12 protein-coding genes and 3 tRNA genes are annotated in these 13,046 nt (G+C 73.6%); 6 read left to right on the top strand and 9 right to left on the bottom strand.

The features are described from left to right. Positions 1–123: 123 nt before the first annotated feature. Together OG871_RS19165 and OG871_RS19160 are read left to right on the top strand one after the other, a co-directional pair. A tRNA-Arg gene (locus OG871_RS19165) sits at positions 124–199 on the top strand. A 33-nt stretch (positions 200–232) separates the two neighbouring features. Next, positions 233–308: transfer RNA gene (locus tag OG871_RS19160), tRNA-Arg, on the top strand. Between the two features lie 75 nt (positions 309–383). Here OG871_RS19160 and OG871_RS19155 read toward each other — a convergent pair. Both OG871_RS19155 and OG871_RS19150 read right to left on the bottom strand, forming a co-directional pair. Beyond that, a complete protein-coding gene (locus tag OG871_RS19155; RefSeq protein WP_371498142.1) occupies positions 384–1,583 on the bottom strand; it encodes a globin domain-containing protein in 1,200 nt (399 codons plus the stop codon). Between the two features lie 10 nt (positions 1,584–1,593). After that, complete coding sequence (locus OG871_RS19150; protein WP_371498139.1) at positions 1,594–2,022, bottom strand: globin domain-containing protein; 429 nt, start codon at positions 2,020–2,022, stop codon at positions 1,594–1,596. 294 nt (positions 2,023–2,316) lie between these two features. Between OG871_RS19150 and OG871_RS19145 the strand changes: the two genes are divergently transcribed. Together OG871_RS19145 and OG871_RS19140 are read left to right on the top strand one after the other, a co-directional pair. Continuing rightward, the gene (locus OG871_RS19145) at positions 2,317–4,950 is read left to right on the top strand and encodes an Ig-like domain-containing protein (RefSeq protein WP_371498137.1); all 2,634 of its coding nucleotides are present in this window, start codon (positions 2,317–2,319) and stop codon (positions 4,948–4,950) included. A gap of 206 nt (positions 4,951–5,156) precedes the next feature. Next, positions 5,157–6,392, top strand: a complete 1,236-nt coding sequence (locus OG871_RS19140; protein WP_371498135.1) for an SPFH domain-containing protein — start codon at positions 5,157–5,159, stop codon at positions 6,390–6,392. 260 nt (positions 6,393–6,652) lie between these two features. Here OG871_RS19140 and OG871_RS19135 read toward each other — a convergent pair whose 3' ends face one another. Next, positions 6,653–7,618, bottom strand: a complete 966-nt coding sequence (locus tag OG871_RS19135) for an aldo/keto reductase (RefSeq protein WP_371498133.1) — start codon at positions 7,616–7,618, stop codon at positions 6,653–6,655. 163 nt (positions 7,619–7,781) lie between these two features. On the opposite strand from OG871_RS19135, the gene OG871_RS19130 reads away from it, so the two are divergent. Together OG871_RS19130 and OG871_RS19125 are read left to right on the top strand one after the other, a co-directional pair. Then, complete coding sequence (locus OG871_RS19130) at positions 7,782–7,985, top strand: hypothetical protein (protein ID WP_371498131.1); 204 nt, start codon at positions 7,782–7,784, stop codon at positions 7,983–7,985. 139 nt (positions 7,986–8,124) lie between these two features. Continuing rightward, positions 8,125–9,015: a tyrosine-protein phosphatase gene (locus OG871_RS19125; RefSeq protein ID WP_371498129.1), complete on the top strand. Its 891-nt coding sequence runs from the start codon at positions 8,125–8,127 to the stop codon at positions 9,013–9,015. 51 nt (positions 9,016–9,066) lie between these two features. Here the strand turns inward: OG871_RS19125 and OG871_RS19120 are convergent, their stop codons facing one another. The 6 genes from OG871_RS19120 to tadA all read right to left on the bottom strand — a co-directional run bounded on the left by OG871_RS19120 (position 9,067) and on the right by tadA (position 13,004). After that, complete coding sequence (locus OG871_RS19120; RefSeq protein ID WP_371503358.1) at positions 9,067–9,927, bottom strand: RNA polymerase sigma factor SigF; 861 nt, start codon at positions 9,925–9,927, stop codon at positions 9,067–9,069. A gap of 216 nt (positions 9,928–10,143) precedes the next feature. Next, on the bottom strand, positions 10,144–10,956 hold the full coding sequence (locus OG871_RS19115; protein ID WP_371503357.1) for an RNA polymerase sigma factor SigF: 813 nt from the start codon (positions 10,954–10,956) through the stop codon (positions 10,144–10,146). A 374-nt stretch (positions 10,957–11,330) separates the two neighbouring features. Next, on the bottom strand, positions 11,331–11,624 hold the full coding sequence (locus tag OG871_RS19110) for a Dabb family protein (protein ID WP_371498126.1): 294 nt from the start codon (positions 11,622–11,624) through the stop codon (positions 11,331–11,333). A gap of 61 nt (positions 11,625–11,685) precedes the next feature. Continuing rightward, positions 11,686–11,850, bottom strand: coding sequence for a hypothetical protein (locus OG871_RS19105; protein WP_350641138.1), 165 nt, complete (start codon positions 11,848–11,850; stop codon positions 11,686–11,688). A 483-nt stretch (positions 11,851–12,333) separates the two neighbouring features. Next, a tRNA-Ser gene (locus OG871_RS19100) sits at positions 12,334–12,420 on the bottom strand. Positions 12,421–12,488: 68 nt separating this feature from the next. After that, entirely contained in the window at positions 12,489–13,004 is a 516-nt protein-coding gene (gene tadA / locus OG871_RS19095; RefSeq protein ID WP_371498123.1) for a tRNA adenosine(34) deaminase TadA, read from the bottom strand. Between the last annotated feature and the right edge of the window lie 42 nt (positions 13,005–13,046).

Genomic DNA, 13,046 nt, shown 5'->3' with positions numbered 1-13,046 from the left:
TGCCCGGCGCCGGGGCCGCCCGGTGGGGGGTCGGCGGGGGCCCGGAGCAATGGATTTCACCCCAGGTCGAGGGTCATGTAATGTTGTCCCCGCACCGCCCGGTTGGCCAGTTCGACCGGGCGAGCGCTCATAGCTCAACGGATAGAGCACTTGACTACGGATCAAGAGGTTGCAGGTTCGAATCCTGCTGAGCGCACCACAACCCCGCTCGTGGCCCCTCGGGGCCGCCCGAGCGCTCATAGCTCAACGGATAGAGCACTTGACTACGGATCAAGAGGTTGCAGGTTCGAATCCTGCTGAGCGCACCAGCCGAAGGCCCCGGACGAATCGTCCGGGGCCTTCGTCGTAGCCGCACCCGGTCTCCGCCGGGCTCGGGCGCGGGCTCAGGCGAGGTCGGTGGGGTTGATCCAGGCCGGGTCGCGCTGGTCGAGGAACCACTCGGACGAGGTCAGCGGCCGCGCCCGGTTGAAGGTGGCCGGCCCCGGGTCGTGCCGGATCAGTTCGGGCCGGGCGCCCTGCGCGGTCAGCTGGTCGGCCAGCTGCGGGACGAGGCCGGGCGGTCCGCTGAGGTGGATGTCGTGGCCGGAGAGGTCCCGGTGCCGGAGCAGGCCGGTGCGCAGCAGCCCGCCCGCCTGCTCGGGCCCGGCGCCGTCTGCTGGGGCGGTGGGCACCACGTCCAGCCAGCGGTGGCGCCGCGCCAGCTGCCGGACGGCGGCCAGGTCGTACTGGTCGGAGCTGCCGCGGGCGGCCAGGTGCAGGGTGGTGGGGCGGCCGCCGTCCCGGGCGAGCTGCTCGATCAGCGACTTGATCTGCGCCCAGCCCGTCCCGCCGGCCACGGCGAGCACCGGGCGGGTGGAGCCGGGGGCGAGGACGGCGTCGCCCCGCGGCGGCCCGAGGCGGACGGACTCACCCGGCAGCACGTCGTTGACCAGCACGGTGCTCAGCAGCCCGGCCGGCACCCGGCGGACGTGCAGTTCGAGGGTGTGGTCGGGGCGCGGGGCGCAGGCGATCGAGTACGGGCGCCAGACGCGTGGCACCCGGGGCGAGCAGAGTGTGAGGTACTGCCCGGCGGTGAACGGGTACGGGCGGTCGGGGGCCAGGGTGAGGACGACGAGATCGGGCGCGGCCCGGCGCCGGGCGGTCACGTCGGCCTGCCACCAGCCGGGGGCGGCCCGGGCGGCGTCGGCCGTGGCCTCGATCATCGTCTGGGAGATCACGGTGTAGGCCTCGGTCCAGGCCTTCTCGATCTCCGGTGTCCAGTAGTGCCCGGAGAAGTGTCTGAGCGAGGCGATCAGGCTGGCGCCGATGGCGGGGTAGTGCTGGGGGGCGGCGCCGAACTTGCGGTGGTCGCGGCCGAGGGCCGTCAGGTAGTCGCGGAGCAGTCCCGGTTCCTCCAGCCGCAGCACCAGCTGGGTGACGGCGCTGAACAGCCGGTCGCGCTGCTCGTCCATCCGGGCCGGGAACAGCGCCCGCAGGCCCGGGCTGTGGGTGAACAGGTGGGCGTAGAAGTACTTGGTCAGCTGGTCGGCGCGGCGTTCGACAACGGCGAAGCTGGCTCGGAGGACGGCGGGGTCGAAGGGCACCGAGGCGGCCTCAGCCGGCGGTCGGGGACGGGTCCGCCGCCGCCAGCGCCGTGCCCATGGTGCTGGTGATCACCTCGTGGACGGCCGCCCAGGAGGATTCGGTCTCCGCCGTCCAGGCCGGGCCGGCGAAGTGCGCTAGCGTGGCGATCAGGCTGGCGCCGACGGCGGGGAAGTGCTCGGGGCGGGCGCCGTAGCCGGCGTGCCGACGGCCCAGCTCCTGGAGCAGGCCGACCAGGGTGTCGACGTCCTCCAGATGGGTGACCAGGGCGCCCAGGGCGGCCCACAGCCGCTCCTGCTGCTCGTCCAGGTGCGCGGCGAACAGCCCCCGGAGACTCGGGTTGTGCTCGAACAGATTCCGGTAGAAGTAGGCGGCCACCTCGGCACCGTGCGGCTCGACCAGGGCGAAACTGCTCTTGATGACAGCGGGATCGATAGTCACGGTCGCTGACTCTACTGAGCTGTCCGCTAATTCGAACAGGGATGGCTGATGAATGGTCAAACAGCCTGCGGTAAATCCCGGTTGGACGGCCCGACGATGGCTTGAATGCGTCGGTTACGGGTAGTTCCCCTACGGCCGGCCGGGTACCGACCAATCGGGTGCCACCGGGGCAGATCCACCGGTGTCGCGGTATGACCGACTCCAGATCGTGATTCCCTTTTGTCGGATGTTATGGGTGTGTCAGAACAGGTGCCAGGACTGCGACTTGGCGGACTCCATCGTAGGGAGAGTCGGATGATCCGACAGTCTGCGCACCGCGCGCCGTCAGCCGAAGTCCACCCGGCCGGGCGTACCGGAAAGCAGCGGACGGTGCGCCGATCAGCCGCCACGGTGCTGGCCGCAGGCCTGCTGATCGGCTGGAATTCGACGCTCGCACCCGCCCAGCAGTCACCCGGGGCCTGGACGGCGGAGCGGCGCGCGGTGCTCCCCTCGGGTCTGGCCGTCCAGCTGGATTTCACCCCCCTCCCCGGAGTGGGCGCCACCGCCGCGGCCGGAAAGCTCGCAGAAGGCACCGATGCCGACGCTTCCTTTACGGACGGATTGCGGGCCGGCGATCCGTCCGAGACGTTTGTGGTGGCCGAGAAACGCCCCCGGGCGGACGGCTCCTGGCGCACCCTGGGCACGCTGCAGATCACCTTCTCCCGCCCCGTCCGCAACCCGAGGCTCCACGTCAGCGGGCTCGCCGCCCTGGCCACCGGAGCCGTCGGCAGCACCGGGACGGCGACCCGACTGACCGTCACCGGCGGCTCCCCGGCCGGCCCCGGGCTGGTCGGCCGCACCGGCTGGCGCGGCTGGACGGTCGACGCCGGTGAGCTCACTCCCACCGGCGACGGCGCGGGCGACGGCTCGGCCGCCGGCGCCGGGACCCTCGAACTGGCCGGCACCCTCAGCACCGCCACCCTGCGGGTCGAGCAGCGCAGCACCGTCCGGGCGGGCGCCGGGGTGACCCCCGCCGCGCTGCGCCTGGCCTGCACCGTCACGGTGGACGAAGGCCTGGGCACGGCGCCGCAGGGCTACGGCAACGCCTCCCACGTGATCTCCGACCTCTTCCTCGGACAGGACGCCGTGGGGAGCACCGTCCGCGCCCGCCCCGGACTCACCGGGACGGTGCCGCAACCGCTGGTCCCCGGCGAGCAGCCGGCCGGGCCGCTGCCGTTCGAGCGGGAGCGGGCCGACCGGCCGGCCGTCGAGCTGGACCGCGGCGCCGCTGTGCGCAGCCCCTGGAGCAGTTCGGCGCCGCCGCAGCTCCAGCCCGGCCGCGGCGAGTACCCGGGCGCCGATCCGACGCTCACCTTCCCGGCACAGGCGGCGGTCGGCCGGTACTACGGCCTGACGGTGCCGGTCGTCCCCGGCGGTGGCTCGGCCACCCTGGCGGGCTGGCTCGACTTCGACCACAACGGCCGGTTCGACCCGCTGGAGCGGGTGCAGGCCGACGTGCCCGCCGGCAGCAGCGCGGCGGCGCTGGAGTGGACGGTGCCCGGCGACGCCGCCTCCGGGGACACCTGGGCCCGGCTTCGGATCGCCCGCGACGGCGCGCAGTTGGTCCTGCCGGACGGCTTCGCCGATTCGGGGGAGGTGGTCGACCAGCGGGTGCGGATCGCGGTCGGCGCGGCCCCGGCCGAGATCTCTTGGCCGGTGGCCGGAACGACCACGGCCGACCCGAGGCCGGAGATCCGAGGCGAGGGCGCCGTCCAGGGCGCCACCGTGGCTGTCCTGGAGGGCGAGGCCGAGCTCTGCCGCACCACGGCGGGCCCCGACGGCGGCTGGTCCTGCCGCCCGGGCAGCCCGCTCGGCCCGGGCCCGCACACCCTGACCCCGGTCGAGACCACCAGGGGCGGCCTGGTGCTGCGCGGCACGGCGGTCGGGATCACCGTCAAGACCGCGCCACCCGCGGCGCCCGTGTTCACCGTGCCGGAGTTCACCAACGATCCAGGCCTGCTGCTCACCGGCACCGGCGAGCCCCACAGCACCGTCTCGGTGGTCCTCGCCGACCGGCCCGGCGGGACCGGTGCCGCGAACGAGCTGTGCAGCACCGAGGTGGGGGCCGGCCGAGAGTGGTCCTGCCTGCCGGTGGAGAACCTGGTGGACGGGGCGCACCGGCTGAGCGCCACCGCCGTCGACCGGGCCGGCAACCGCACCGACGGCCGACCGGTCACCCTGACCGTCGACACCGTCGCGCCCGGCCGCCCGCAGCTCGGCTCCCCGGCCCCCGGCGACACCCTCGCCACCGCCCGGCCCAAGCTGTCGGGCCGGGCCGAACCCGGTACGACGGTCACCGTCACGGCCCGGGCGGCCGGCGGTGAACGGGCCACCGTGTGCAGCGCGGTGGCCGGCGTGGACTCCGGCTGGAGCTGCACGGTCGTGCGCGACCTGCTGCCAGGGGCCCAGCGGCTGCTCCCCACGGCCACCGACCGGGCCGGGAACGGCACGGCGGGCGAGGAGGTGGCGGTGACGGTCGGAGCGGTGGCGCCGATCGCCCCCTCGGGCCCGCCGTCCGCCGCGCCGTCCGCGTCCGCCTCGCCGCCTTCGGTATCACCTTCGTCGTCCCCCAGCCCGTCCCCGGGCCGGACCGCGTCCGCGTCGCCGAGCCCGTCGGGCGCGTCCCCGTCCGCCGCTGTGTCCGGGGGCGGCCGCCATCTCGCGGCGCCCCCCGTCGCCCCCGTCCCCGCCGCCGGCACCCCCGATGCCTCCGGCGCGTCCACCGCCTCGCCGGCCGTACCGGCCGACGACACGGCCGCGACGGCTCACGGTGCACCGGTGACGGGCTGGCGCCGGGCGGGTGTCGGTGTCCTGCTGATCCTGCTCGCCCTGGGCCTGGTGACCCGTCGGGTGTTCGGCCGGGGCAGCGGGACGCGCCGACGGCGCTGACCGGGCCTCGGGTTCCGGTAGGCCGTCCCCGCAGCTCCGGGGCGTGGCCGGGGCCGGGACCGGGCCGACGGGCAGTCAGAAAATCAAGGGACACGCCGGACCTAAATGTCGCATTTGACTACTTATCTGCCTACGCTGGTTTTCGGCACTGCCCGTCAGATCCGGGCCGCCCGTTGCGCGACACAGCCGACCCCGAGGATCCGTGCATGGACGTCACCCGCGACCCTTCGCCGGGAACCACCCCGAACCCCTCCGACCCGAGGGAGATCCCCTCGGGGGCCACCCAACTGGGTCGCGCCGTGGCCAGAGCCGCGGCGAAGCCACTGATCAAGGCGGCACTGTTCGCCGAGGACGAACTGGACGGGCCCCCCACCCGCCGCTTCCGGGCCGTCGGCCCGCACCCCTCGGCCCCGGTGCCCGGCCCGGCGCCGGCCCCGGCGCCCGCCCCCGACACCCCGGCGGTGCGCCGACCCCCGCGGGTCGACCAGGCGCTGCGCGAGCGCTCCGCCCGGACGGCCCCCGGCTGGATCGCCGTGCTCGCCGTGCTGGCCGGCGTCGGCGCCCTCACGCTGGCCCTGGCACGGGCGGGCATCCTCCCGCCCCTCGCCGCCCTGCCCGACCTCCGTAGTGCCGCCGTCCGCGTCGCCGGGGTACCGGTCGTGACGGAGCGGGAGATCGCCACCGCCGCCGGCGCCACCGCGCTGATCCTGATCGCACTGGCCGGCCTGATGACCAACGCGGGCGGCGAGACCCGGGTGCTGTCCCGCTGGGGGCGCTACCGGGGGACCGTCCGCCGGGCCGGGCTGCTCTGGGTCAACCCGCTGCTGCGCCGTCACCTGGTGGACGTCCGGCTGCGGCACTGGCGCAGCGACCCGGTGCAGGTGACCGACCGCACCGGTACGCCGATCGTGGTCCGGCTGCTGGTCGTGTGGCGGGTCAAGGACACCGCGCGCGCCATGCTGGGCGTCGACGAGCACGAGACCTACCTGCGTGAGCAGGTCCACGCCGTGCTCACCCGGACGGCCACCGCACTGCCCTGTGACTCCAACGCGGGCCCCGGCCCGGCGCTCCGCGACGGCCAGTGGTTCTCGGACGAGCTGACCAGGGCGCTGGCCGCCGAGGCCGCACCCGCGGGCCTGGAGGTCTACTCCGTCCAGCCGCTGGCGCTGGACTACGCCCCCGAGGTGGCCGAGTCGATGCGCCGCCGCAGGCTGGCCGAGCTCGACGCGGGCCTGCGGACGGTCCTGGTGGACGACGCCGTCGAGGCCGCGGCACTGGCCGTCCGCCGGCTGGAGCGGGCCACCTCGTACGAACTCGACCAGGCCGCCCGCAGCGCCCTGATGGAGCACCTGCTGGTCGCCTTCGTCGCCCCGGCCGGAGTGACCGCCTCGGTCCCCGCCCCGGCCGTCCGTCCGGCCCGCAGGGAAGGGAGGCCGGCATGAGCACCGGTCGGATATCCACCGATCCGGTCCCGCTCCGCTTCGAGGACTCCACCGCCCGCTGCCGGTACTGCGTCCGCGCCGCGCGCCCGCAGCCGGGCCGCGCGGCCCCCGACGGCAGCCGGAAGCACCGGATCGTCCGCGGCACCTGCCGGCCGCACCGAGGCCGCCGTGGCCTGCGCCCTGGCCCGGCTCGGCCGCCCGTGAACAGCCTGCGGGGCGCCGCGGACAGCCGTCCGCAGCGCCCCGCAGGCATGGCCGGGTCAGGCCGAGGCCTCGTCCAGCAGCTTCAGCTCCTGGTCCGTGAGCACCAGGGCGGCCGCGGCCACCAGCGGCGCGAGCTGCTCGACGGTGCGGGCGCTGGCGATCGGCGCGGCCACCGTCGGCCGGGACGCCAGCCAGGCCAGGGCGACGGTCGCGGGCTCCACCCGGTGGGCGGCGGCGACCTGGTCCAGCACGCCGAGCACCCGCGGGCCGCGCGGGTCGTCCAGGTAGCGGGCGGCGCCCTGGGCCCGGGCGCTGGGGACGCCGGCGCCGCCGGGGCGGTACTTCCCGGTGAGGAATCCCGAGGCCAGCGCGTAGTAGGGCACCGCCGAGAGGCCGTACTCCGTCACCACGTCGCTCAGCGGGCCCTCGTAGGTGGACCGGGAGACCAGGTTGTAGTGCGGCTGCACCGCGACGTAGGCGGCCAGCCCCTCGCGGGCGGAGAAGCGCAGGGACTCCGCCAGCCGGTCCGGCCCGATGTTGGAGGCGGCGACCTCGCGGACCTTGCCCTCCCGGACCAGCTCGTCCAGGGCGGTGACGATCTCCTCGACCGGGGCCGTCAGGTCGTCCCGGTGGGTGTAGAAGAGGTCGATCCGCTCGATGCCGAGCCGCCGCAGTGACTCCTCGGCGCCGCGCTTGATCGTCGCGGCCTTCAGCCCGGCGAGGTCGGGGTGCGAGCCGACCTTGGTGGCGACCACGATCTCGTCCCGGTTGCCCCGGCTGCGCAGCCAGTTGCCGATCACGGTCTCCGACTCACCGCCGGTGTTGCCCGGGACCCAGGCCGAGTAGGCGTCGGCCGTGTCGATGAAGTTGCCTTCCGCGGCCGCGTAGGCGTCGAGCACGGCGAAGGACTGGGCCTCGTCCGCCGTCCAACCGAAGACGTTGCCGCCGAGCGAGAGCGGCGAGACGGCCAGGTCGGAGGTGCCGAGGGTCACACGTGGGGTGTCACTTCGGGAAGCGGTCATACCCCGAGTCAACCTCATGCCGCCGGGCGCGATTCCCCTTCCCCGAGCGAGTTCACGAGCTTGTCGTACGGGTGTTGCAAGAGGTGAGAGCTCCGTGGAGATGGCCACGTCCGGACCGGTCCGGGGTGTCGGCCGGGCCTCTGTATTGGCTAGAGTCCGTGCCATGGCTGACAACGACTACGACCCCGCCGGCAGCACCCAGATGTTCCGGGCGTTCGTCGACGAGGCCCCGGCCCCGCAGGCCCCGGGCTCCGTCACCACCTACGGCAACGCCGGTGGTGGCTCCAGCAAGACCGGCATGATCATCGTGGGTGCCGTGCTGGCCCTGGTGGTCGTGGCCGGTGTGATCTGGCTCGCCGTCAAGTAACCCGTACCGACCGGCCGCTGCGCCGTCCTTCCGGCCGGGGCCCGGATCCGGGTTCCCGCCGGGGTGGACGCGGCCTCGATGTCCCTAGACTGAACGGGTCCTACGACTCTCGTACGCCCGTGCATCTGGAGGACGTCCCGTGACGCAGCAGCCCACCGAGACCGCCCGCAGCCTCGGCCTGACGGGCGCGGTCAACGCTCGCGACCTCGGGGGCTACCGGACGGCGGACGGTCGGACGCTGCGGCACGGCGTCGCGCTGCGCGCCGACTCGCTCAGCCGGCTCACCGAGGACGACCTCCTTGCGCTGGCCGAGCACGGCCTGCGCCGGGTCGTCGACCTGCGCAGCCTGGTCGAGGTCCGCGAGGCGGGCCCGGACCGGATCCCCGGTCTGCCCACCGCCGAACTCACCAGAGCCGAGCTCTCCGACACCCCGGTCACCGTCGAGCCCGCCGACCCGGCCGGGATCGCGCTGCACCACCTGCCGATCTTCGCCGCCGACTTCGACATCTACGTCGCGCTGCGCAACGCCCTGGCCGACCGGGACGCCGCCAAGCAGCGCGCCCTGCTCGGCGACGGCAAGGCCGCCGGGATGATGACCGGCCTCTACCGCTGGTTCGTGACCGACCCGGTGGCCCGCGACCGCTTCGCCACCGTGATCCGGCTGCTGGCCGCGCCCGACGGCCCGCCGCTGATCTTCCACTGCTCGGCCGGCAAGGACCGCACCGGCTGGACGGCCGCGCTGGTCCTGACCGCACTCGGCGTCGACCGCGACACCGTCTTCGCCGACTACCTGCTCACCAACGAGCGCTCGGCCGCGCTGATCGAGCAGATCATGGACAGCTTCGGCACCCGCGGCCTGATGAAGGAGCCCGCCCTGCTGCTCCCGGTCTTCCTCGCCGAGCGCTCGTACCTGGAGGCCGCGTTCGCCGAGGTCGACGCCGGCTGGCCGTCGTTCGGGACGTTCTGGCGGGACGGTCTCGGCCTGGACGACGAGGTGCTCGACGGCCTCCGCGCCAACCTGCTGGTCTGACAGCCCGAAGGGGCGGCCCGCCGAGGCCCGTCGCGGCCCGTCACGGCCGCCTCAGGACTCCGTGATCAGCCCGTCGCGCAGTTGGGCCAGGGTCTTCGTCAGCAGCCGGGAGACGTGCATCTGGGAGATGCCGATCTCCTCGCCGATCTGCGACTGCGTCAGATTCCCGAAGAAGCGCAGCATGATGATCCGCCGCTCCCGGGGCGGGAGCTTGGCCAGCAGCGGCTTGAGCGACTCGCGGTACTCCACGCCCTCCAGGGCGAGGTCCTCGTAGCCGAGCCGGTCGGCCAGCGGGCCCTCGCCGTTGTCGTCCTCGCCGGGGCTGGAGTCCAGGGAGCTGGCGGTGTAGGCGTTGCCGACCGCGAGGCCTTCCACCACGTCGTCGTCGCTGACGCCGAGGAAGGCGGCCAGCTCGGGCACGGTGGGGGAGCGGTCCAGCTTCTGGGAGAGCTCGTCGCCCGCCTTGGTGAGGGCGAGCCGCAGCTCCTGGAGCCGCCGCGGCACCCGGACCGACCAGCTGGTGTCCCGGAAGAAGCGCTTGATCTCGCCGACCACGGTGGGCATCGCGAAGGTCGGGAACTCCACCCCGCGGTCCGGGTCGAAGCGGTCGATCGCCTTGATCAGGCCGATCGTTCCGACCTGGACGATGTCCTCCATCGGCTCGTTGCGGCTGCGGAAGCGCGCGGAGGCGTACCTGACCAGCGGCAGGTTCAGCTCGATGAGGGTGTCCCGGACATAGGTGTGCTCCGCGCTCCCGGCGTCCAGGGTGGCCAGCCGGCGGAACAGTGAGCGGGAGAGCGTGCGGGTGTCCAGAGTCCGGTCGGCGAGTTCGATCCCGGGAGGCGCGGCGGCGGGCTCCGCGGGCCCGGCCGACCGGGCGGGCACGACGGCGACCGCCCCCTGCCCCGGGATCCCCTCGGCGACTGCCTCGACGACTGCACTGGCCGGCTTTCCGGACACGCACCCACCCCCTCGTGACTGACTGTTCAACGGGCACCACCAGACAGTGGTTCCCGGATGAGTTCGTCCCCCACCTCAATACCGGCACACTGTCCCCGGCAAACCCGAATGTCGCAAGATGTCACTCCGCGGTAACACGGTGCGACCCGGGATCGCCGCCGCCCGTGCTCAGTCCTCCCAGGAGTTCCCGGTCCGCAGCCGGGTCAGGATCCGCGCCAGCAGCCGGGAGACGTGCATCTGGGACATCCCCAGCTCGGTGGAGATCTGGGACTGCGTCAGGTTGGCGAAGAAGCGCAGCATGATGATCCGCCGCTCCCGCTCCGGCAGCTGCACCAGCAGGTGCCGCACCATGTCCCGGTGCTCCACGTCGGCCAGCGCGGAGTCCTCGTAGCCGAGCCGGTCCAGCAGGGCCAGACCGCCCTCGTGCTCCTGCGCGGCCTCCAGCGAGGCGGCGTTGTAGGCCCGTCCGGCGTCCAGGCAGGCCCGGACGTCCTCCTCCGGGATCCGCAGGTTGGCGGCGATCTCCGGCACCTTGGGGGCCCGCCCGTGCACCACGGTCAGCTCCTCCATCGCGCCGCTGACCTGGACCCACAGCTCCTGGAGGCGGCGCGGCACGTGCATGGTGCGGACGTTGTCCCGGAAGTAGCGCTTGATCTCGCCGAGGATGGTCGGCAGGGCGTAGGTGGGGAACTGCACCCCGCGCTCCGGGTCGAATCGGTCGATGGCGTTGATCAGGCCGATCGTGCCGACCTGGACGATGTCCTCCATCGGCTCGTTGCGGCTGCGGAAGCGGGTCGCGGCGTAGCGGACGAGGGGAATGTTGACCTCGATCAGGGCGGCCCGTACCCGGGCCCGCTCGGGCGCGTCCGGCGGCAGTTCCGCCATCCGCTCGAAGAGCACCCGGGTCAGCGTGCGGACGTCCACCGCGCTGCCGCGCGCACCCGACCGGCGGTCCCTCGGCTCCTCGGCGGTGGCCCGCACGGCCTCCGCCGCGGCCTCGGCCGCGACGCGGACCTCGTCGTCCTGGCCGGCCTCCGGCGTCCCGTCCTGTGTCCGTACGGACACCTGCACCCCTCCCAATGTCGACACCGCGTGATCCGGGCTGCCAGCCTGCAGCCCGGCGTTGACCGGGCGCCTCGGTGCTGCTCGGGGTTCGCTCACCACCTTGCCATATCCGGCAAAACCGGTCATAGCATCACAAGTCGTTCGCAGTGCGGGCAAGCACCGGATCTAGGCGTGTTGGTTGACGGTGCGGCGAACGGCGGTATGTGCATCGGCCCCCCGCCCGGGATCGGGGCGGGGGGCCGCAAGGGTTGTACGTGTGCGACGGCCGGCCCGGTGGGTCGGCGGGCCGCTCAGACCTCGATGTCGGCGATCACCCAGGTGGCGAACTCGCGCCACTGACCGGCCGCGGCCTGGTGGGCCGGGTGGCCGAGGTAGGCCTGCAGCGCGTCCCGGTCCTCGACCAGGCTGTTGATCGCGTAGTCGTGGGCGATGTCGCGGTCCGTCGTGTTCCAGCCGCACTCCCACTCGCGCAGCTCGGGGATGAGCGGGCCGAGCTCCGCGAAGGCCTTGGCGCCGGCGACCGCGCGCGCGTCGTCCTTGGAGACGCCGTCGTTGAGCTTGAACAGGACCAGGTGCCGGATCACGATGCCGCTCCTAGCAGTGAGGGTGAACGAACCCCGTCACGGTAACCGGCCGGGCGGAGCGCTATTTCACCAGCCCGGTCATGAACGTCCCGACCGCCTTCGCCGCGTCCGAGATGCCGACGAACCCCGACTGGACCAGTTCGGCGGCCCGGGTGGGAGAGGTGATGATCGTGTAGATCACGAAGATCAGCAGCAGGTACATCCCGACTTTCTTCGCCTGAGCCATCGAACGGGCCTGCCTCCCTCGTACAGGGCGCCGTCCCGGTCCCCGGGCGCCCTCTCTTCTGGCCGCAGCTTATCCACCGGACGGGCTATCGGGTGAGAGCCGCGTTCACCCGACGGGACGAAGGTCCCCGCGAGTGAGGGCTTTCTCCGGATGCCCGGGCGGGGACCGGGCGGCAGGATGGTTGATGTGCCGAGGATCTGGCAGGAATCCCCGGTGCATGGAACCGGAGTTTCCCCGCTGTGGGACCGGGCGCCGCGGCTTCCCCCCGACGCGGCACCGGTTGTGGGATCTCCGCAGGGGGAGCGGTCTCGTCCCCCCGTAGGCCGCTCCCCCTTCCGACGGCCCGCGCGGTCGACGGGCCTCGCACTCCCCGGTCACGGTGGTCGTCGACCGGCCGGCGTGCGGGGCCGTTGCGCGTACCGGAGCAACGACGAAGGGCCCGAGCTGTGATCAGCTCGGGCCCTTCGTTCGTCCTGCTCAGAGCGGTAGCGGTGGGATTCGAACCCACGGTGAAGTTGCCCCCACACACGCTTTCGAGGCGTGCTCCTTTGGCCGCTCGGACACGCTACCGAGGGAGACTCTACCGGACGGTCCGGGCGGGGACGAAATCCGTTCCGGAGCCGGGTCCGTACGGGGGATCAGCGCTGGGTGTCGAAGAACGCGCGGAGCTGGGCGCCGCACTCCTCGGCGAGCACACCGCCGATCACCTCGGGCCGGTGGTTGAGCCGGCGGTCGCGCATCACGTCGAAGAGCGAGCCGGCCGCGCCGGCCTTCTCGTCGAGGGCGCCGTAGACCACCCGGTCGATCCGGGACAGCACGATCGCGCCCGCGCACATCGTGCACGGCTCCAGCGTGACGACCAGGGTGCAGCCGCTGAGCCGCCACTCGCCCAGGGCCGCGGCGGCCTGTCGGACGGCGACCACCTCGGCGTGCGCCGTCGGGTCGCCGACGGCCTCGCGCTCGTTGTGGCCGCGGCCGAGGACGGTGCCGTCCGGTCCCAGGACGAGCGCCCCGACCGGTACGTCACCGGTGGCCGTTGCCAGCGCGGCCTCGTCCATGGCGAGGCGCATCCGGGCGGTCCAGGGGTCGCGTACCGGGTCGGGGCGTACCGGAGCCGGGAGCGGGGCGAGCCGGGGGGTCGGTGCGGGCTGCATGGACCCAGTGTCGGGCACCGGGCCCGGGCGGCGGGCCACCGG

Source organism: Kitasatospora sp. NBC_00374 (genome assembly GCF_041434935.1).
Classification (GTDB): Bacteria; Actinomycetota; Actinomycetes; order Streptomycetales; family Streptomycetaceae; genus Kitasatospora.
Note: the sequence above shows the minus strand (reverse complement) of the source record. Positions and strands in the feature narration are given on the sequence as shown.